Below are 22,468 nucleotides of genomic sequence, written 5' to 3' on the forward strand. Positions count from 1 at the left end.
GTATGCTCGCTAATTTTTATGCTATTATTATTGATGAATTATACTGATTTAAATCTCTTCGAAGGATATTTACTCCGGAGGAAATTACCCCATTAGTATATAAAATACCATTTTTGATGTTCCATGTAGGTTGATTAGCCGATGGCCAGAATGGTTCGTCATAGGTAATATTTTGATTGTCATTTTGAATAATAACATAATTACTGCCAATGAAATCAGCCGTTATAGAATCGTAAGTTATGCCAGACCCACTTTCTATATATGAAAATAAGAAACCGCCCAATAGAGTAAATGTGCAATCTGAAAAAGACACCAACTTTGTTAAATTATTAGCTTTAATTAGATTTTTAGCAGTAATGTTAGCATTCACAAACCTTAAACCAGGATAATTATTTCCTCCTCCTATAAATTGGTCAGAATTTGGAAAACGAGCTATACCGGTTATAATACAGTTTCCGCTACAATTAAATCGATTTATACTAATGTTTGAATCTATAATAGCATTAGTTTTAAAATTAATGCTGATATTATTTCCATATATATAACTGAAATTTGTTGAATTGGCATAAGGTGCGACTGAAGTAATACTACCATGATTAATAATTCCACTTGTAAAAGCATTAGTTAAGAGCAAGAATGAATCGTCGTGAGTCAAGTTGTCAAAATCTAAGGTTAATCTCATAAATGTCCCGACCAAATAGCTTTTTCCTCGAAAATTTAAATTTGAAGCTTTTATGTATATTTTTCGAACTCCACCAGTTCCTGCAAAAATTCCGTCTGCATGAGTTATTTTAACGTTTAAAGTATTACATATTATACTTGAATCGGCAGAGTTTCCTGTACCGCATTGATAGGTTTGAGAAAACTCAAGTAAATTACATTTTATATCGACAAATACATTGTTGAAACCAATTGCAGATAGTGTAGGAGGAGTAAAGTATAGATTTCCCAATGGCATATCAACATTATAGGACTGGCTATTTACTGTATATATATTAGCTGTTTTTACATTTACTGTACAAGAAACGTCACTTCTTAAATCAAATTTTTTTGTAGTCCCATTATTCATGGCGACATTAATATTAAATGATGTAGCTGAAAGAATTTGTATATATTTAGAATTGGGATCTGCCAAAAAAGAAGTTATTGCATTGTCTAAAGTTAAAAAAGGTTTATTTGGATTTTCATGTTCAGCAGTAGCATCATTCCCGGAAGAAGAAACAAAATAGACACCTTTTACCATAGGTGAATTTTTTGTGCCACCAGACGTCACCCATGTGTTTGCTTCGACTTTTGTTAGTGTCCTTGATTCTCCGTTTGAGACTGTTAAAGGAATATTTGTTATAAAATTAATTCCTGTTCCTCCAATGGTGATTATTCCTGTTCCTCTATTTATAATCTCTTTTTTAGTACCGATCGGAAATAATAAAGATGAATCTGAAGGAATATTAAATGCAACAGCAGTTGAAGAAGAGAAAACAGTTTTTTTGTTAATATTTTCAACATTCAGAGTATAGGTAGTAGAAGAGAAATTTTCAATATCTGCTAGCCATGTTTTAAAAGTCTTTTTAGTCCAATCATAAATAGATTTGACACTAGGAAAAGAATTTGAAGAATTTTTATTTGATTCAATATCTTGAATTTTATTTTCAGCATTTTCTTTTTTAGAAATGATCTCTTGTAAATTTTCTACAAAATTGTTTAAAACTTTTCCCTGCCTAGCATCCAAAGCTTTTCCTTCTTCGGTATAGTCTAGGCCATTGTAACTATCAATTTTAATATTGTCAATGTTACTAAACTCCAGTTCGCCACTGGAGTTTGTAATTAAAATTTTATTATGCTCATTTGTTTCCAAATCAGCAACTTTTATTCTGTTGTGGTTGGTGCTCATTTTGTGGTATTTAAGTTATTCTGTAAAAAAATTACAATTCACATTCCAGATAAATTTCTCCAGTATCTGTTGTGGTAGAAAGTATTGGTCTATTATTTGAAGATGGAGGGTTGGTTTTTTCTTTATCTCCATTTGAGATAAGGAAAAAATTAAAACCTTCTCGTTGAGTCAATAAATAGAAATAAGAAGGATTTATGTTTATTTCGACATATTCAGTTGAATTGCTTGCTACTGTAACACTACCGATAAAAGTATTAGAATCCCAATCGTTCCAATCGATAAGCTCAAAAGTTTGTGAGTATGCATGAAGAGAAAAAATGTTTGAATAGAATAAGTTAAAAGTTAATGCGTTTCCAACATTATTTGACGCGAACTTAAATCTTATTTTTGCCGATTTTGGGGTTGATGAAATATTATAAGTATCAATTGCTCCTCTGTATCTATTAAGGATAAATTGTGAAGTATCGTTTGCTGCTCCCAAGTAAGCATTCCCAGTATAGTAAGTGGTTGCCGCATCGGCATCATGGCAGGTTAACCAATTACTATTTCTATTTTCAAAAATTACCGATTTAGTTACAGGAATGCGTAACGTGCTAGGTGCGATAGTAACAGTTACTAGATTGCTTTTACTAGAATTTCCAGCGGCATCTTTTGCTTTTACATAAAAATTATATGTAGTAGATCCTAGTAGCCCAGTAACATCATACTGAAGTATATCAGCAGAAGTTGAAGCTAAAAAAGTATCATTTTGAAATATTTCGTAGCCAACAATTTCAAGATTGTCTGTTGCCGCTGTCCAAGATAACTTTAATGAATTTAATGTAATTGAAGATGCATTTAAAATACTTGCGGTTGGAGGAATCATGTCAAGTGTACATGTTCCCACATTATTAGCGTAAATCTGTGCATTGGCATCTAACCAAGCAATTGCTTGGTTGTCTGCATCTAACACGCTTTGATTCGAAACAAATTGATTTGGATAGGCGGTAAGTGTGATATCGTTGCCTAAATATCCGCTTTGGCAATCGTTTTTAGTTACAGTTTTAGATTGCAGCGTGTTGTAGAAACGTGCGCTTGGTAGACATTCGATTTCATCTAGAAAAGGAGCAATGTAATCTGCATCTTTTTTTATATTTGGTTTTGTATCTCCTGTTGAAGTGTTATCATCGGTGTAGTATCGTTCTAACGTATCAAAAAATTTATATCCTGTATTTCCCATATTTTTAATAATTTATTACAACATTTGCTGTTGAGAGGTTGCTAGAATAATTAATGTAACCAATGTTAGTGACTTGGTCTATACTTAGGCTTTTTCCTTGAATAGAAACATTTTTTGAAAAGTTTAGTGACTGAACTAACTTTCCATTATTATTTACAATGTCTTTGTTTACTTTTGTCATAGTACCTCCAAGATAGGTTGTAATTTCTACATCAATATTTCCTGTATTTTTTGAACTCCACCACACGCCGGCCATTCTTACTTGAATATCATTTAAATTAGAATAATCTGCTTTTAGTTTTTTGAAATTTATAAGGCAAGTTTCAGTACCAGTTATATCCGTTTCATCTCCACCCCACATTATATAAGAATTTTGTGCGATACTACTTGATGGAACTTCACTACTAAGTCCAAATCCTACCCATTTTTTGTCTAACGTATTGATACCGGTATTTATATATCCTGTAAAAGTATCTAAGTCGACACCTGCGCCTAATGCCCATTTGTATTTAATTATCATATAATCAAAAGGAAGCAGAGTAGTAGATGGCTCTACTACACAAGAAGGATTTTCTCCTCGCCATGCAGTAGGTCTAATACTGCAAATTCCAGTATTATTAGCATAAGCCTGAGCATTTGCATTGAGCCAAGATTCGGCTTGTTGGTTTGCATCTGCAATACTTTCGGTTGACACAAATTTATTAGCAGGAGCTGTTAAAGTGACTAGATTTCCAGCTGTTCCATACGTGCAATCGTTCTTTTTTACAGATAAAGTCTTTTCAGTATTATAATAAACCAATGTTCCCTCTACTGGATTATATTGATCTATGTAAGCAAAGGGTTTGTATGTTAAATTTTCTTCCATATTTATTTTAATAAAGAATAGTTATTTGATTGTGAAATCATTTGAGAGTTATAAATGATTATTTATTAGATTGGTTTTTCAGGCCAAACAATTGATGCTGTATCTTCTAAATCGGTTAAATCTCTTAGCTCTTGTCTATAATTTTTCCATGCTATTTTTTTCTCTTCAGGAAGAGGTGCATCTTCTACTTGTGTCCAATCACTATCCATTAAAAGCGCATTTCTAGTAGTTCTTAAGTTTGCTAAAAGGGCTTCTTTATTTTGAACAAAAGGATAATGGCTATGTTTGCCTTCAATTACTTTATAATTTTTAGACAAAGCTTGCTGCCATTCTTCTTCAGTTAATTCAATATTAGGTTCTGGAATATTTTCATGAATTCCTTCAACATAAAATCCTGTGTAATCTCCGTTTTCGTTATATGTTCCTTTATACATAATTTTCTTTTTTTTATTTTTTAGTTAATACCCAATTGCGAACATGTAGCCGTAAGCGCCATCAATAAGGGCATAATAGTTACTTTGAGTAATATTAGCGACATGGTTGTATCCTCTGCTTCCAGAACTTGTTCTTAAGGTAGAGACCATGACACTCAAAGCACCTGTAGGCCAAGTCAAAGGGAAACTATAAGTTGTCGCATTATTCATTAGGTAGGCCCATTGTAATATTAATCCGTTACTGAATTTTTGATAACCTCCAGTAAAAGGAATCGCACCAATTGAATGACCAGCATCATAATCTGAACCCGGAGAGGTTGATACAGAACCATCTGCCATTAAAAACTGATTGGCAGTTCCGCCAGATTTAATAAAACCTTTGGATTCAATTGCTTCAGTAAAAGTTTTATTTCCTCCAATAGTCTGTGGTGTTGTTAAGTCAACATATTTGGTATTTAATTCTAAATCTGATAATGTAACAGTGCTTTTGTACCAATAATCGACTTCAATATTACGGTCGCTTACAATAGCAGAAAATGTAATAAGCCCGCTGTTATAGTTTACCACATAATCTTTGCCTGTTCCTTCTCTAAGAAGCTGGCCATTTTTGTAGATTCGAACACTATCTTTTACAGGTATTTCTTTTAAAGTGATTTTATCATTATTAAAAGAATCTTCGTCAAAATTTTCTTTGAACGGTACAGATAAACTTCCAAGAATTGGGTCGGTATTAGGATTACTTGATTCTGTATCTGCATTTTTAGCCCAATAATTTATTTCGATATTTCGATTGCTGATTGTATCTGTAAAAGTGATTACGCCACTATCATCGTTTAAACTGTAATCATCAATTTCTTTTAATAATTGTCCATTTTTATAGACTTTAGCGCTGTCCGCAATAGGAGCTGGATCTAATTGGATGGATGATCCTGAAAAATTATCTTGGAAATTTTTGATGGGAACATAGCAGTTTCCAGCAATAATTCCAGCATTTTGAAAAGCTGCTTTTAAAAGCGCCGGAGTTATATAATGCTCATTATCTGTTCCTGTTTCGACCATTTGAAAATTAGCCTTGTCATCGTCTTTATGAACGAAATTGTCAAAAATTTCAACAAAATCAAAGTGCGATGGAATATCTCCATTGTTGAATTTGTTGTGAAAGTCATTTCTACTTGTTGCCATTTTATTTAGTTTTATTTCTTGCTTTTATATGTTTGTGTAAGACCTGAAGGCAATACCAATGAAATTAAATCATTGGTATTGTCAGTTTTTTAAAGAGTTAGAATTTTTTCGTCACTGCTCAGCATTCCAGACGAATTTTCAGAGATTACTTTAAAATGATGATAGATTCTTTCGCCATTTTCATCTTTAATAACTAGTTCATCAGTTTTTGGTTTTGTCTCTAACAGAGGCAAAATGACGCGTTCTAGATTGGAAGAAATCTCATCAATTTTTTCCCAATTACCCTGATTATTCATTTTGTATAAATGATATTTACCGTTGTAAACTGTTTTTTCCCAGTTAAAAACGACAGGTTTTAAAATCGCTCCATTATTTCCTGTAGGATTTCCCGAAGCCACTAAAGTGGGAGACTCAGGCGAAGCAGAATCTACAATTGTTGTTGCTGTAATTTTTGAAGGCTGAGATGGTGCATAATCAATTTTTATAACCGGATTATCTGTAGGAGATTCTGAATCTGCATATTCAATTTGTTTCGAAACTGTAATTCTGTAAAAAAGGCCATCACCAAAAGGAACATATTCTAAATCTTCAAAATCATCATAAATAGTCCAGACATTTTCAAAATCGGCAGATAAAGTATTTTCATCAATTGTAATTTCTTTAACCAATTTCATTGTTCTTATCGACTGGGCGTCAAGCATTGATTCAGCACGATAAACATTTATCTTTTTAATTTTGGACTGCGGCTGATAAGCATTTAATTCAATTTGAACAGCAGGCTTAATTCCTATAACTTGATTTCCAAGAATTGGCATAATTCTTTTAATTTCAGGTGTTTTTGGTGGAGTAGAGGCTACCAGTTTTACAGGTCCCATAAGATCGCTGAATTCTCCAAAATTCATTTTGATGTCCATTTCGCGAACAGCATAGAAATAGCTGTTTTGTGAGTTTCCATCCAGATTAAAATCGGTGAACTGCACTTGGTTATCATTTTCGTTAATGATTTTCATCATTGGAGCAATGTCAAAATCGGCATCAGTTGGTTTTAAAGCATTTCCATTTTTATCTTTAATGGTTTGTTTTTTATTAACAGGAACATAATTATTTCCTTTAATATACTCGTAAACAACTGGTACTTCTGTCAACGGAACAAAAGCAGCCTGAATGGCTTGTTCAACAAAATAAACGGCTAGCATTGGTTCTTGAACCTTCTGTGAAATTAGAACTTGATTTAATGATGTAATTTTCGTTATTGTTGGTTCTGTAACTTCTTGAGTTGCATTATGCCATTTAATAAAATCATTAATCAGTTTTATAAACTCGCCATTATCTGGCATTGGAAATTGATAACTAACTTCAGCGTTATTTTCAGGTAAAACTCTATAATGGCCATCTTCAGCAAGAGTATTAAAGTCTAAAAAGTTGCTCCATCTTTCGTTAAAATCAATTTCGTCATTTCCACCTAGTTTGTTCAATTTTTCGCGAATTGCACTTACTGTTTCAGGTTTGTATAAAATATTCAGAAAATCTTCATCGTTGGCTCTGTAGTGCAATAACCCATAAGGTTTACGATTTTTTTCATATTTCGTTGTAAAAGTGTACGAAGAGCGATTGTAAAAGTCTGGACGTGTGGCATACAAACTACCTCCAATAATTTCTTTCGGTTTTTTAGGTTTCTCAATCCTAACAGCATACATCGGGCAAGGAATACTAATCTTCGATTTATAGCCAATCTCTGGTTTTGAATGTGCACTAACTCCGAAAATAGAATAATGTGTACTTTCATTTTCTCTTGGCTGAATATTTTGCGCTGTAATTCCAGAAACAGGGTCTGCATATAAGTAAACTTTGTAGCTTGGATAATAATTTACACTTTGTGAAACCGTTCCAGCTGTATAGCTTGGCACTTCGTTTTCTGTGCGTGGACCATCTACTGCACCTAAAATTTCATCGTAATCTTTGACCATGGTTTGTTGAAGATAATCACCAAGTTTAAAATTAGGGTCTTGAATGTAAAGAACTAAATTTCCAGTTGTACCAATGTTTTCTGTTTTGTAAACTTTAAATTCTTTTCTCGATTGTACAGGAACAGAATTTCCTGGTTGCATAGTGCTTTTTGTAAACAATCGTACAATACCATTAGACCATTCAACAGAATTTCCATTTTCTGATTTGTATTGAGGATGTTGCTCTAGACTATAGTTTGGGAAAATGATTTTGTACAATCCTAAATGTTTTTTTTCATGTACTTTGATCGGATTACCATCTTCATCCAATTTATAATTTCCCTTATCATCCATTTCGTAAGAAACTTCAAAATGCCTTTCAATTACAGCATCTTTCCAAACTCCTCTTGTTTTTTCTAATTGCAGATCGGTACCGTTTTCGCCTGTATGTTCGATAACTTCTCGATGAACAATATTTAAGTTGGCTGGATATTCAATTTCAAAGTCAATTTCTGGTTGGTGCCAATTTTCTGCTGTCTGCATATTTTGCACCAGAGTACATAATTTGCTTTCAGGTATTTTAATGGCTTTAATTTGCTCAGAATCGATCGTTGCATCTCCATCAGCATGAAGTTTGTCAGTTACTTCCTTTTTTAAAACTTCAACCAGAGCATAATCAAAAACGTCCTGATTTTTGTCATCTTTTTTAAGTTGAACTTCGATGTTTTGAATTAAATAGTTTTCGTCTCCAATGGTTAATATTCCTCCATTAAATCTAGCTTTATTCGTATTGTTTAATCCAATTTTTACTTCTTGACCACTACTAATAATTTTGTATTCTCTTATTTTGATAGTCGAAGTCAGATTGTTTACTGAATTGTTATTGATGCTTTCAATTTTGCCATATTCAACTTCTGGAAGTCCATTTTTATAATACAGTTTAAAATGGTCAGCAAATATTTCCGCACTATCAGGAAAAATAGTGTCTTTCTTTTTCTCAGCATCCTCAGCAGACATTTCTCTTGGAACAGGGTAGCTTAAAAGCTCTTGAGACGAATAATAGTCAAACATGATTCTGATTAATGTTTTGTCACTGCCTGTAATCTTGCCCAATAATTCTTGTTCAGACAGAGAGGTAAACATCAAAGGTTTTTCTTCTGTAACCAGAAGTGCATTAATGTTGCTTGGAGGCATTAAATTGTTAGCCGGTTTAATATCCGATTTAATGCTAATTTGACGTCCAGAAGCTGCTCTTGAGAAAATATTAATTCCGTACCCTTGATAGATGTAAACGTGTTCTCCAGTTTCTTCCTGAATTGCATTTAAAATTGATTTTCCAGACTCAGGAATAATAATTGCAACAGTTTCATACTTTGATTCTTTTAGGTTTCGATCAATACTTTTATATTCTACATCATGCGACAATTCTGGATTTTTCCACGCTGATTCTGTAGCAATTTTATGATCGATTCCTAAATAAATAGGAAGTGTAAAAGCGCTTCCGTCATATTCTAAAGGGGACTTAAAGAAGTCTTTGTCTGCCTTAGGATCTACGACATCATAATCCATAACATCATCCATAAATAAGCTTACAAATCTTTTCTTTCCATCAAAACTATAGCCTTCAGAATCTGTAATTCTGGCATTTGGATTATCCTCTGCATCTACATTTAATCCTGGAACAATTTTACTTAACTGAACAGGAAGAGGCATACGTTCTGTGTTTACAGAAGTTGGAATACTCATAGAAAGATGCTGTACCTCTTTTCCTTCGATGCCATCTTCCAGGCTGCCAAAAGTGGTATATTCTGTTAAGTAGATGTATTCTCCAGAATAAACATCGTCGTCAAGATCTAAACATCCTAAACCTAACATACGTGCAACGTGGTAATCGTTTGCAGCAATATTTAAAAGATCCAAATAAGATACTTTTGTTAAGTTTTGAGCATATTGTTGTTCTTCTCCCGGCCCTGGCTCATTTACAGGAACTTTATCTCCAAGTGGAATATCATCTTCTGCAGTTGGATTACCTGATGCTTCACTTAAAGAAATGTATTTAGTGACAATGCTTTTAATGTTTTCATCGGCAATGTCTTTTTCATTCGTGATTCTATTCCATTTATCTCTATAATTTTTAATGTTTACATACTCGCCATCGTTGAATTTTAACCATTTACCGTGAACTGAATTTAGTTTTGGCTCTAGTTGTTCAAAAACCTTAAAATCATCTGTGTTTAATCCGTATTTACCTTTTAAAAACCAATCTCCATTGGCATTCGCATTAGTAATAAAATCAGAATAAAATTCAAGTTGTACTGATTTTAAAAAACACTTGTTTGCTTTAAATCGAATACTTCTTCCATTTTCTGCAACTAAACGAACAGGAGTGTTTAATTGTACTGAGTTGTATGTCTTACGATTGGTTACTCTTTTTTCTGCTGTAATTTTATTTTCGGCAACAGATAGCGTTTCAAGCTTTACGTTTTTTGCATTATTCGAAGAGGAAAAATCTAATTCGGCAGCAAAAAATAAATCTGTTTTGGTTTCAATTTCAATCAAGCTATTTCCATAAGCTTGCATAAAAGCAGTTGCATTTGTTAAAGGATCGTAGCTACTAGCCTTAATGACTTTGTATTTTTTTTGATCTAAGAAATTGACATAAACAGATCTTTGCGGATTTGATGTTTTGTAAATCCAAAGTGCCTTTTTATTATCTACGACATTAGGATTTTGAGTTAAATCAACAGTTTGGCTAATTTTCGTATAAGGCGCTCTGTATACTTTAACAAAGTCATCTGGTTTATTGAAACTTAAATTGGAGCTTGGATCATTATATGAGTTTCCCTTTGGAAGATGATTTTCTCCTAATCTGCCAGCCAGCATCCAGCGAAGATGAATTCCTTTTGTACTGTCAATTCCTCTTGAACCTGCAGCAGCAACTTGTAAATAAGTCGACTGCAAATTTGTTTTTTGTGGAGAAATATCAATAATTGATGATTCTCTTTTAACATTGAAATTAATACTTATTCCTAAAGGATTTGCAACATTACTTAGCGATACAAGAGCTGAAAAAGAACCAAGCGCTAAAGGTTTTCCTTCAACTTGGACAGGAGCCAGGACTTCAGATTTTCCGGGAATTACTACGGAGTTAGCAAGCTTAAAGGTTAATCCGTTTAAGGTCTTTTCCTTATGAATTTTTGTTCCAGCACTTAAAGTTAAAGGTACGCGATTTTTGTTTTTTAGAACTAAAGTGCCACATGATGCGCTAACTCTTGAACCTTTCTTTAAAGTAGGATAAGCTAAATTGTTTGCAATAACACTTACATTTGGAAAACAACCTATTTGCAAACGCGATAAATCTGAAGCAAGGTTATTTAATTCAGTTCCTAAAGTGCTGAAATCAGAATGCCAAAGATAATCTGAATCTAGTGCAGAAGCAGTACTACTTTTTAAAACAGGTGTTTTTCCCAAAAAGGAGGTAAGAGGCGTTGTCAGTTCTTCAATGTTTTCTGGAGAACTAGTAACTCCATATACAAAAACCTTTGAAGTTTGATTCAAATCAGTAAAAAGATTTTTTAAGAAATCGGAGTTGTTAACTTGTAAACCGTCTGTAATTACAAAAACGATATCTGGAGTAACTGGCAGATTTTTAGCTGCATTTAAACCAGATGCCCAATAATCTGATTGAATGCTTTCGGTGCCATTCCCATAGATGTTAATCCAATCTATAAAAGAATCTTTATTGCTTGAAATTCTTTTTTCGATTATGTTATCGGGTCTAACAGCAGTATCGCTGTTAGACATTCCGATTAACGAAAGCGTGATTTTACTTTGTGTCTGAGAATTGATAAATGAAGCTAGCCCTGAACGAATCTGCTGTGCTTCATTGCCATTGATAGAACCTGATTCGTCTACTACAATTGCAACATAAGTTTCACAGCCAGAGAGTTGGCTTTCTTGAAGATTTATAGAACTCATTTTTCTTGTTTTTTAAAGATTTATATTGTTTAATGGTAGTATTTGTGTATCAAGAGTACTAGTTAGAGAAGTTCCGCTTCCTTCAGTATTCCACATTTTGTATTTAAACTTGATTTTCAATTTTTCTACATTCAAAATTGTTTTGTCGCGATGCATGATTAATGCTTGCGAATAATCTTTTGAATGCAGTACACTGTATTCCGATGTTGGGTTTCCTAATTCATCTAAAACCGAAATAGAATCCTGAATTTCTTTTAAAGGCATTTTCGGAATATTAAATGGTTCCGGATTACGAACTAAAAGCGCAATAGTTGCTCCTGTATTAGCATCAATAATTTTATTTACTTCGGTACTTTGGGCAGGATCAAGAGGAGATAATTTTAAGATTCCTTCAAAAGCACAATCAAATAAATGCTGATATTTTGATGCCATAGAATCACTTAAAACATTTGTCACATTTGCTGCCTTTGGAGCTATTAAATAATACAAAGCATCGATGCGTTCTTGATTCAGATTAACATTTACATCAAACAAGGCTTTACCTGTTTTTTCTTCACCAATAAAATAACTCTGAACCTGCTCTTCAAAATCTTTGTAACGCGAAGTCTGGAATCCAAATTGATGTACCAAGATGTTTGTACTCTTACTTGAAACTCCTATTTGAGCACCTTCAAAATAATTATTGACTAAAACTGTATAAAGTTTAGAAGGTTTTAAGTTGGTTAATGTTGTCTTGTACTTTAATGATTTTGGTTTTAAAGGATCTCCTAAATTTAAATTGCATATTTCACGATTATCATCTATAAAACTGTTTAAAATTCTAATTCCTAATGGAAGTCTTGGATCATTATCACCAGTCCAAAATTTACTTTCATCATCTGTATCTTCTGTTTTAGGATACATAATTTCTTCTCCTTCTTCTATGATCTTTTTTGGAGGATATTCTATAAGCAAATCAGTCTGTGGATCTTTGATATAAAGATTCAAAGCACCTTTAATTTCTGGTCTGCCAGTATGATAGCTTTCCCATTTCTTAAACATATGAGAAGTATATGTGTTAGTAAAGAATAAAGAGATTTTGCATTGGTCAGGGCCATAAAATGAAGGTTTAGACTGTAGTAAACTTCCATCTGCGTTTGGATAAGAACGGTTGTAATCCAGATAACTTCTCAATGAAGTCAATGACGATTTAGACAAATCTGTCAATTCATTCTTGACAGGAAGATCTTGATCTTTAGGATATGGAACAGGATAATGCCCTATAGGTCCCAGAGTTTTAAATCCGTAATAATATTTAAATTCATTTGGCTTCTTTTTATTATCATCAACTGTATCTGTTAAAGTAAAATCTAAACAATATGTCGTATTTGGTCTCCAGATTGGCTGTACTGTTGTTTGTACAGCATCTTTCATGGCCTTAAATTGCTCTGCTACAGCAGGAATGTCCAAAATAGTTTTGTTATGATAATAATCTTCTTTGCTTAACCATTCTACACTTTGAATGTAAGTTGTATAATCAAGTTCTGGATCTTCAGCGCTTTCAATACTTGAACAAATAATAGCATCAGTAATAATAATTTTCGAATTTCTAAGACTTCTTCTGAAGGCTAATCCGGTAATTGTGCTTAACGGAATTAAACTTGTGCTTCCGTTTGTTAATGCTGTTGTAGACGATGTTACAGAAACATTCGAAGCAGGATATAAAGAACAATTATCAAAAGCATCACTAAACAATGAGAAATAAACTCCTTTTTCGTTTGTCTTACTAGAAAGCATCACGATTTCGTTTACTGATGGTTCATTTTGAACCTTAATAATTGAAGCGTCTTTAATCTCACTTTCTCTTTTAATTAATCTTTTAAGTTCTAATGTTTCGCCAAATACAAACTGGTAATGTTTATTATAAGAAACAATAGAATTATCAGTTAAAGCATTATTTGAGAAGTATATTGCCGATTCAAAAAATGTATCATTCTTCAACAGATTAATGGTGTTTCCATTAATTTGAACTAAACCAAATTTATTGTTTGAAAGTTTGACTGAAACCCAAGTTTTGTTGTTAACACTAATGGCATCACTGATTCCAACAATTTCTGTATCAGAAAGCACTTTTGTGTCGATTACAGAAAACACTTTTGCTGTGTTGTTGATATTCAAACGAATGATTTTTTTATCCTTTGTAATCAAAGTAAACTCAGTATCATTTTGCTTCAGAACTTTGATAGTTTCTCCGTTTATTTTAGAATGATAAACAACACTTCGATCGTCTCCTTTGATCCAGCTAATTTGAGTTTCATTTGATAAAGTATTAACCCAAAGCAAATCATTGTTTGCTAACGGAAGTACTTTGTTGAAACCTAAAGAATAGGTATTTTGATAGTATGTTCCAGAAGTTGGATTTAATTCTTCATCCATTTCTACAATTGCTGTGGCAGCAATAGGAGAGGAGCATCCTACAATAAAATCAAGATCAATAATGGCCTCACCAATTCCTTTGCATTGTTCTGCATTCAAGGCTTGGGTTACCAATAAATTACCATTTACAACTTGTACAGAAGTTACGATTCCATTAATTAAACGTTCTCGAATGATGCTTCCATCAGCATCTACTTGTAATAGAATTGTAGTTTTTGCATCTCCTTTTGGATGGAATGTTATTACAAACGAATCATTAAATTTAATTACCTGATCAAAATCGTACAGAGTTCTTCCATTATAACCATAATAGTGAGTGAAAGTCAATGCATTTGGATTACCTCCAGAATTAACATTGTCGTTTCCTGCTTCCACTTTCAGATTATTTAATTCAGTCATATGCGAATTGTATTCTGCAATCTTTGCAGGATCTGTCAATGTAATTTCAGTTTCTCCAGCTAGATCTCCGTAAGTGGCATCAAATAAAGCAGCAATTTTATTTCTGATTTCTTTAATTCGTTTTGCCTTTGCTGAAACTGGACTAATTACAATTTTGTCAATCTTTATTTTCTGATCTTCAACTTCTTCACTAAATAAAGTTATGGCAGTTGAAAATTCTGCTTTGGTATACGATTGCTCATTAGAAAAAGTACCAGAACTAGTTTTGCTAAAGCGAATAGGCACATACGATACTAATTTATCGCCATCTTTAAAAGCAGCGGTGTAAGCCAAAATTTTTACTTCTTTTGCTTGTGTTGTAAGCTGCAAGACAGGATCAATTGCCGATTCAGGGAAAATAATTTCTAACTCATTTTCGTTTTTAAATGAAAGCGATTTACTATAACCATGAGGATTTCTATCTGCAGTAATGCTCATAAAATCTCCTCCTTCAATCTGATAATTGCCAGTAATTTCAGGAAGCTCTCCATTTAATTTAAAAAATAATCCATTGATTTTATCTGCTTCATACTGCATTGGAACATAGTAACGCTGACCAATTTGTTTATTAAGAAAATCAGTATGTTGTTTTTCAATTTGAGCCGATGCACAGAATAATCTGGAAGGTGTAATTCCTAATTGCTCAGGAACATGCCATCCTGGTTCTCCGGCACTTAAAAAAGAAAACGGATCTGTTGCTAATACACGAATAGAATCGTATTGATCAATTGCTTTTTGCCATTGTGCCCAAGGCAATTTTTTTAATGCATCACTTCTTTCTCCATCTTTTACAACAGCTTCAAAAGGATGATAATCTACCCAATTAGAACCATTCCATGATTTTAAATTGATTGATTTGATTCCGTATTCATGTTTGACCCTACGTGGCTTTTGAGAAGTCTTAGGATTATTATCTATCGGAGGCATCATATCCGTATAGTTTTTAGCATCAGCAGTATAACCTCCAACTTTTTGAATTAATTCTGGATTTGGCAATAAGCCTTTAGCCATTTTAATATCAATATAAGTATCTAAAGGGATTATGTTGGTAATAAGTTCTGCTTTAGGCATTCCATTACTATCAAACTGATTTGGCTTATAACCTTTCTCTCCTGCAGATTTGAAATAATCTAAAGCAAAAGCCTGATTGGTGAGCATATGAACACCTTTGACGTTCTCTAAGGTCCTATTATCTTCTCCATCGCCAACAGTTCCTTTTGGAAGCGGGCTATACGGTGTACGATCGACAACTCTGTTGATATCCCATTGCAATTCAACCGTAAAGTTTTTACGAACTTTTATAAAACCAATTTTTAAACGAACACTCAATTCTAACTTGGCATAAATTAGAAATGGTTTAAATGACTCAACAGAGAATATGGTATCTAAGGCAATTTCGACATTAATAATCCAAAGTTTAATTTGGATTCCTCCACCAGCGGTGATATAACCACCCATTTGAGGACGTTTAAATGAAATTTTCCCTCCCAACTCCAAATAGGCCCAAAGCTTAACTTTGGCAGGGCCAAAACTCTGCTGCAATTTGAAATCTAATCTTGCTCCAGCTTCAATACCTTGTGCAGAAATCATAATAAACGATTTTGCGGTAAACAAGGTTAAGACTTCTGCCGTGATCGGATCTTTTTTAGAACCAAGATTTACGTACCAAGGTTTCTGGTTTTTAAAGAAAAATCCAGCCTCCAATAAAGCATGAAGTTTAAAAATTTGTCCGCTATCTTTCGGAATACTGAAATCGGCTCCTGCAGCTAATTCTAATGAATCGTCTCCAAAGGCAACCATTGCAAAGAAAGGCGGATTGCTAGGGTCATTTTCAATTAATCCTAGTCGTGAAGAAATAACATTTAATCCTGCTTCAATATAAAATAGAGTAGGTAGCGACAGTAACAGCATGGCTCTCAGAGACAACACATGTCCGCCATCGGCAACAGTTCCAAAAGTGGCTCCCGCTCCAATAGAGAACGGCGCATCGTATTGCATCGAATCTGGCGGCCCGCTAAACTTTTTAATATTGATACCCGGTTTTGGATGTTTATAGAAATCATACCAAGAATTGTCTTTGGTTAATCCTGCGGCTTCTTTGGTGGCAACATATCTAAAACCTAATAATCCTCTAAAGGCATTAATAGCAAGGAATCCAAGCGGAATAGGAACTGGAAGTTCAATGCTGGCATCAATTAAAAAAGCTGGATATTTTGGCATAAAACGCATTCCAACACTTCCAGAGATTTTTGCTTTAGGTAGTTTTAAACCAACTTCACCAACAAATTCTTTAGATTTTCCTGGTTCAGGAAGTGTAATCATACCGTGAATAATTGCCATAGCCGATGCCTCGGTTGCAGTTCCCGGAATAATTAAGTCAACCTCGATGGTCTGAATCCTGATGAAAGAATCTTTACCGCCATCTGTAGGATAATAGTATTTTACACCTTCTCCACGAGCATCAACTCCAAGCGGATTAATACTGATGGCTCCATCAAATCCCCAGAAATTAAACTTGCGCCCGTTAATTTGAGTAGAACCAAAGTTAATATTGGTAACCGCCATTTGAACGGGGCCTAAATTGACAGAAAGACTAATAGGAATAGGAATAGATCCTCCTTCTACTTCAATGTTTCCGTCACTATAAACGCGAAGTTTTTCAACCTCAAAGCCTTTTCCTTTTAATAGATTTCCCATTAAAGTTCCTTCAGGAAAAGAAACAGCACAAGAAGTTCCTAAATAGTAAGCATCATCTTGTTTACCAAGTTCAAAACTGTTAAAATCAAGGTTTACCAGATCAAATAAATTGGCTTTAGGTTTGTTCTCTTTATTAAAAGAAGCAGTAAGGTTAAAATCGCCATCATCAGCTATATGGCCTTCAAGACCAACTTTTAAAGGATTGCCGTTTTTTTCTTTAAGTTTCGGAATCTCTAAAGCACCTTTAATGTTGGAGTTTACAACTTTGTTTTGCCTGAAGGTAATATCAAATTTGTTAAAACCAACTTTGAATCCTTTTTTAGGAGAACCAATTGTTTTCCACAACGTATTATCTTCTAATTCTAATAAAAATGCCTGATAATCCATTGCATTGTCAAAAGAATAATCTGTATTAGCGTTTATTACTGAAGATTGTAATCCAGATTTCGTTTTTAATGCTAACGGAAATTTAAAAGCATATGGTAATTTGGCTGTGTATAATTTTTGTAAATAGACAAGCAAAGCAGGGTAATCGGCAATTTCTTTTTCATTTGCAACACCGCTTACTTCGTCTTTTTCAAACATTATAATCGGGTAATAGAAATCGAATTTGTCATTAAAATAATTAAATGAACCACCTTTTGGTGCAGGAACACTTTCTAAATAAATATTCCCTGAAAGACCGCCAGAACCTACTAACAAATCTGAAGCGCCAATTTTTAAGGTTTGAGGATTGCTCGGATCTTCCGCTTCATCATGAAACCATTTTGATGGCAATGTAACCGACGCTGCTCGGGCATAAACGCCAACAAAATCATTTGGACGTCCATCTGCATCAGCTTCTGGAATATTGGTTTTTTTACTTAAATCGACTTTTAAGGTATCTAATTCCAGCATTAACCCTGTATTTCCAATCATGGCATTTGGAGGTGTTAATGAACCGCCTAATTCTGCCTGATAACCAATTCCAGCTTCTGTATCGGCATACAATTGTGCTTGTGCAAATACGAAAGTTGATTTGGTTGTCGGATCATGAAAAGCAGAGCCATCTTGCTGTACAGGCTTTAGAATACTATGCGGGAATTCGATTCCGGCACTTAATTCTAGTGTAGCTTTGGCTTTTGGAGTAATAATTCTCTTAATGTGCGCTTCAATTCCGTCTGGAGCAACAATATTGTAGAAATCTTGTAATTTTTGCTTGATTTCGTTTGCACTAAAACCATCTCGGGCAATATAAGTTCCGAATAATAATAACGGAATCGATTTTGTAATAAGAGGATTAGCATTGATAACATCAATAACGCTTTGAATAGATTGCTCGACATTGGCAGGAAATTTTAATTCCTGATAAGTTGGATCATTAGTAACTTCATCAAAAGTATTAATATCGGTTAAAAGCTGTTCGTATTTGGTTTTTCCTTCCTGGGCTTCAACAAACATATTCATCATGTGGGCAATTACTTGCTCTTCGCTAATGCGGAAAACTTGTAGTCCTACGGAATAAAAATCTTTTATAGAAAAAGAAAAATTGCTGGAACTGAATGTTTTTAAGAAGGCTAAAATTTCCCATTGATACTCCAGCGTAATAGGAAATGATGAAATAGACTGATCGCCATCTTTTAAATCTGGATTTAGGACCAGTTTAAGATCAAATGGTAACGGAAGGGCAAGCGGACTGCTTGTAACAATGTCGAGACTGTAAAAAGCAGAATCGCCGCGATAACCCTTTGAATATTGCAGGTTTTTATAATGAATTTTATCAAAAATGGAGTTCAGGCCATCTTCGACAAACGATAAAAACTCAGGCAAATCGTTTACCGTAATTACCTCAGACAATCGAGGGTAATATCTTGGCGCAGGAATTGGAACCGCTGTTATGGTATTGGTTGGCATATTCTAATTTGTTTTTGACTTTAATTTTGTTCGTATTCGGAGTAATTAAATAGGAGAGGGATTAACCAATCAAAGGCTTGTTTTTTGGGTTAATTTATTGAAGCATTTTACTGCAGTTAATTGTGTTTACATGCTGTTTTTTTTTCTTTTGATGAAGCAAAGATGAGCCTAAAAAAGAGCTTTAAGAAACAGCTGCTTAGTGGTTTAACATTGATGTTCTGGAGCTTTACAGAGTTGTAAAGAGAGTGGATTGGGATTGAATTAAGTTTTAAAGGAGAGATTAGAAAATTATGGGAACTTAAAAACTTAAGTTCCCATAAAAATTTGAAAAACATTAAAGAATCTGTTTTTATTCGTTTACATTTATTTTCGCATTGTACTTATGATTTCATCAAAAACGATCCTATTCTTTCTTACTGCCAAAGCAATAGTATTATTATCTGTTTTCCAGAATAAAAGACATTTCTTCTTTCTGGAGTAGTTGCTTAAAAAAATATTTTTCCAATTGTATCTTTCAAAAAATATTGATTGAGGATCCTAAGAAAAACTTGCTTCCTTAGCATTTTTCAACACTATAGCAATTATTAAACATGGTCACCAAAAAGGAAGTTGCTCGCGTTATATCGGTAAAAAGTTGTTGCTATAAATTGATTATTTAATGCGCACAATTATAGTTTTATCATTTTTACTAACCCAAAATCAGTAAGAAATTCTTGTGTTGTAATTGCTGTACTCCAGTTGGTTGTTGCTTTTATTCTAAGAGATATCAACATGTCTTCTTTTTTTGGATCGGTTTGCGAAGTGGCTAAGTTTTGCGTTTTAGTTTTAAAAAAACTTTCTGTTGTTGCTGTAGATGATTTTCCTGATATATATATCGTTTTATTATATAGAATAGCAATTAATAAGTCTGACGATAAATTAATTTGTTGCGGTAAAGAGGTGGTCGATGTAAGGTTGACTCTTGTATCTTCAAATTTTGAAATAGTATACCAAGTTGTAGGTGTCGAACTGTTACTGATAAGCATTTGCAGTTCAAATTTAACGTCGGTTACCATAGTGTTCATTCTTGATAGTATACCACTCACGTCTATTTTATATTTTGCATATTGATTTGATGTAAAATCATTAAAGACTTTTTTGTTTGAAAACAAAGTAACGATATCCTCACGAGTTCCTATTGTACCATTTCCCCAGAGATACATGTAAGCATCATTCATTGTTTGAGTATCAACAACATATTCTGTGATTAAATTTTTTCGTAAACCGTTAATTGTATAATAAATTCCATTTGCATTGGTTTCAATTGCACCATCTACTGTTGCTGAGGTTAAAGTGCCACTTGGGATGATTAATGGTGGCGTTGAAGTAGTTCCAGATGCTAAGGTAACCTTGTTTCCAAAGTTCCAGGGGCCGGAAATAGTTTGATTTTGAGATTTGATCCATTTCCACCAGTTAAAAAGTTTTGAACGGCTAATTGCTTTATTATCTTCTGGAACAGCTGCAGTTATTTGGGTTTCAGCATCAGATGCAATATCTACAGGTTTCAGATCAATCATATCTTTCAATACTTTTCCCTGTCTGGCATCTAATGCTTTTCCTTCGACTGTGCAGTCCAAAGCATTATAGTTTTCGGTTTTAAGATCGCTAGTATCAGTAAATTCCAGTTCTCCTTTTTCATTCGTTTTTAAAATTTTGCCAGGTTCATTTTTTTCTAAGTCTGACACTTTGATTCTGTTGTGATTTACACTCATTTTTAAAATATTTAAGGGTTATATAAAAATTAAAGGCAGTTATTCAGTTTTAGGATAAACCATTATTATTTAAGATTAATTTATACTGACAAAAGTTTTTTTGAAATAATATAAACCCAAATAATATGTTTAAAAATTGTGTTAGTGGCGTCACAATAGGGTTTTATTTTACAGAGATAGAGTTGTAAAACAAAGAAATAAGGTTTGTGTGTATTGGGCTTAAAATAAAGCCAATAGTAGAGTAGGGAAACTTATAGTTTTAAGTTTCCAGATTGGGTTTTTAAAATGTAATTTTTGGGTTTGCTTGGAGAAGATTCTTAGTTTAAAACAACTCAAAGATTTTGTCTTTGAGTTGTTTTTTTATTTAGTAAACAGTAGCAAAACTTATAAAGTAAGCTCCAGTTTTATCTCCCAACTTGTATTTTCTGGTCATTATTTTTTTGAGCTAATGTAAGAAATACTTTGCGTTCACGAGCGGGACGCTCGCACTAGCGGGGGAATAGAAAACTATTAAAAATTAGTATTCAATTGATTTATATACAAACTTTCAGTTAAGTTTAAATCATTTTGTTCTAATATTAGTGTGATATAAACATCATTTATAGTAGTAGCAAAATGAAAATCAGAATTTGGAAATCTTTTATAAGCATTAGGATTCGATTTTATAATTGTGAATGCTTGGCCAACAATATTTTTCAAATTGGTGGTATTTTGATATTGTGTTTTAAAATTTTTGATTTCTAATAATAAATTAATCATAACACTATTAGGCACATCTGCCAATTCAATATCATTTTCGTCTTTACATAAAGAGCCTTCGGGATCTGAATCAACCATAAATCGATCAACTCCCCAAGTAATAACCCCAGTTGTTTGTGTTATAATATAATTTAAATTTGTTATTGCTTTATTAATAGAATCTAAACTTAAATCCGATAAATAACCTGAATTGGAAATCGTAGTATCATCAATACCTAAATCAACGCTTTTGTATTTATCTATAACTAACCCTTTTAAATATGACATAATATTTTTTTTAAATTATTTTAATTTACATTTTTGGAAATGCTGAAACCCGATCGCGCGGATTTGCAATCCGTGCCCGCAACAGTAAGACACAAAACAAATCATTCAAACAAAAATTCCACAAAGTAATATGCTTTTCTATACTTACAATGAGAACTTAACAATCTGTGCGGGCACAGATAACAAATCTGCACTATCGTTGCGGAGATATATCTGCGCGATCGGATATCGTTGCAGGCATAAATCTGCACGATCGGGTATTTAGAAAGGATTGTATCCTTTTTTTACCATATCAACATGTACCTTGATGAAATCAGATAAAGTCTTTTTTAGACTTGTAAAAGGCAAAATATCATTTCTGGTTGGTAAATGAGCTTGGTAAACTATAGGGTTATCACCTTCATCTAAATAAACATATAAAAATTGTTCACCAGGATTGTGAGCATCAATAGCAAAAAATGGTCTTGTTATGCTTTTATTATAATTTGATAGCCATTCTCTAACTTCTGTTTGTAACTCCTCTTGAGTATTACCCGCATAGTCTAAGACATAACAATCGTTACCCGCAAGATACAATAATTCTCTAAGTGCTTGTGGGAATAGATTACCATTATTATAAAGTTGTTCTAAATCTTCTATTTCTTCAATAGAAATTGGTTTTATTGGAAAGTTAAATGTTTTTCCGTAATGTATGGGATTATCTCTTAAATAAGTGAGTTTTTCTATATTCATG

10 protein-coding genes are annotated in these 22,468 nt (G+C 33.2%); all 10 read right to left on the bottom strand.

What is annotated here, in order from left to right; genetic code table 11:
* Positions 1 to 16: 16 nt before the first annotated feature.
* Positions 17 to 1,891, bottom strand: coding sequence for a hypothetical protein (locus KHA98_RS05920; RefSeq protein WP_213256246.1), 1,875 nt, complete (start codon positions 1,889 to 1,891; stop codon positions 17 to 19).
* Between the two features lie 31 nt (positions 1,892 to 1,922).
* On the bottom strand, positions 1,923 to 3,110 hold the full coding sequence (locus KHA98_RS05925; RefSeq protein ID WP_213256248.1) for a DUF5977 domain-containing protein: 1,188 nt from the start codon (positions 3,108 to 3,110) through the stop codon (positions 1,923 to 1,925).
* 4 nt (positions 3,111 to 3,114) lie between these two features.
* Positions 3,115 to 3,975, bottom strand: a complete 861-nt coding sequence (locus tag KHA98_RS05930; RefSeq protein WP_213256250.1) for a DUF5977 domain-containing protein — start codon at positions 3,973 to 3,975, stop codon at positions 3,115 to 3,117.
* 65 nt (positions 3,976 to 4,040) lie between these two features.
* Entirely contained in the window at positions 4,041 to 4,409 is a 369-nt protein-coding gene (locus KHA98_RS05935) for a tail fiber assembly protein (RefSeq protein ID WP_213256252.1), read from the bottom strand.
* A 24-nt stretch (positions 4,410 to 4,433) separates the two neighbouring features.
* The gene (locus KHA98_RS05940; protein ID WP_213256254.1) at positions 4,434 to 5,591 is read right to left on the bottom strand and encodes a gp53-like domain-containing protein; all 1,158 of its coding nucleotides are present in this window, start codon (positions 5,589 to 5,591) and stop codon (positions 4,434 to 4,436) included.
* 89 nt (positions 5,592 to 5,680) lie between these two features.
* On the bottom strand, positions 5,681 to 11,515 hold the full coding sequence (locus KHA98_RS05945; protein WP_213256256.1) for a vWA domain-containing protein: 5,835 nt from the start codon (positions 11,513 to 11,515) through the stop codon (positions 5,681 to 5,683).
* A gap of 12 nt (positions 11,516 to 11,527) precedes the next feature.
* On the bottom strand, positions 11,528 to 18,958 hold the full coding sequence (locus KHA98_RS05950) for a hypothetical protein (RefSeq protein WP_213256258.1): 7,431 nt from the start codon (positions 18,956 to 18,958) through the stop codon (positions 11,528 to 11,530).
* A gap of 668 nt (positions 18,959 to 19,626) precedes the next feature.
* Positions 19,627 to 20,709 carry a hypothetical protein gene (locus KHA98_RS05955; protein ID WP_213256260.1) on the bottom strand — a complete coding sequence of 361 codons (1,083 nt, stop codon included), beginning with the start codon at positions 20,707 to 20,709 and terminating at the stop codon, positions 19,627 to 19,629.
* A 510-nt stretch (positions 20,710 to 21,219) separates the two neighbouring features.
* Positions 21,220 to 21,735, bottom strand: a complete 516-nt coding sequence (locus KHA98_RS05960; protein ID WP_213256262.1) for a hypothetical protein — start codon at positions 21,733 to 21,735, stop codon at positions 21,220 to 21,222.
* Between the two features lie 261 nt (positions 21,736 to 21,996).
* Positions 21,997 to 22,467: a hypothetical protein gene (locus tag KHA98_RS05965; protein WP_213256264.1), complete on the bottom strand. Its 471-nt coding sequence runs from the start codon at positions 22,465 to 22,467 to the stop codon at positions 21,997 to 21,999.
* Position 22,468 lies beyond the last annotated feature (1 nt).

Source organism: Flavobacterium branchiicola (genome assembly GCF_018383905.1).
Lineage (GTDB): Bacteria > Bacteroidota > Bacteroidia > Flavobacteriales > Flavobacteriaceae > Flavobacterium > Flavobacterium branchiicola.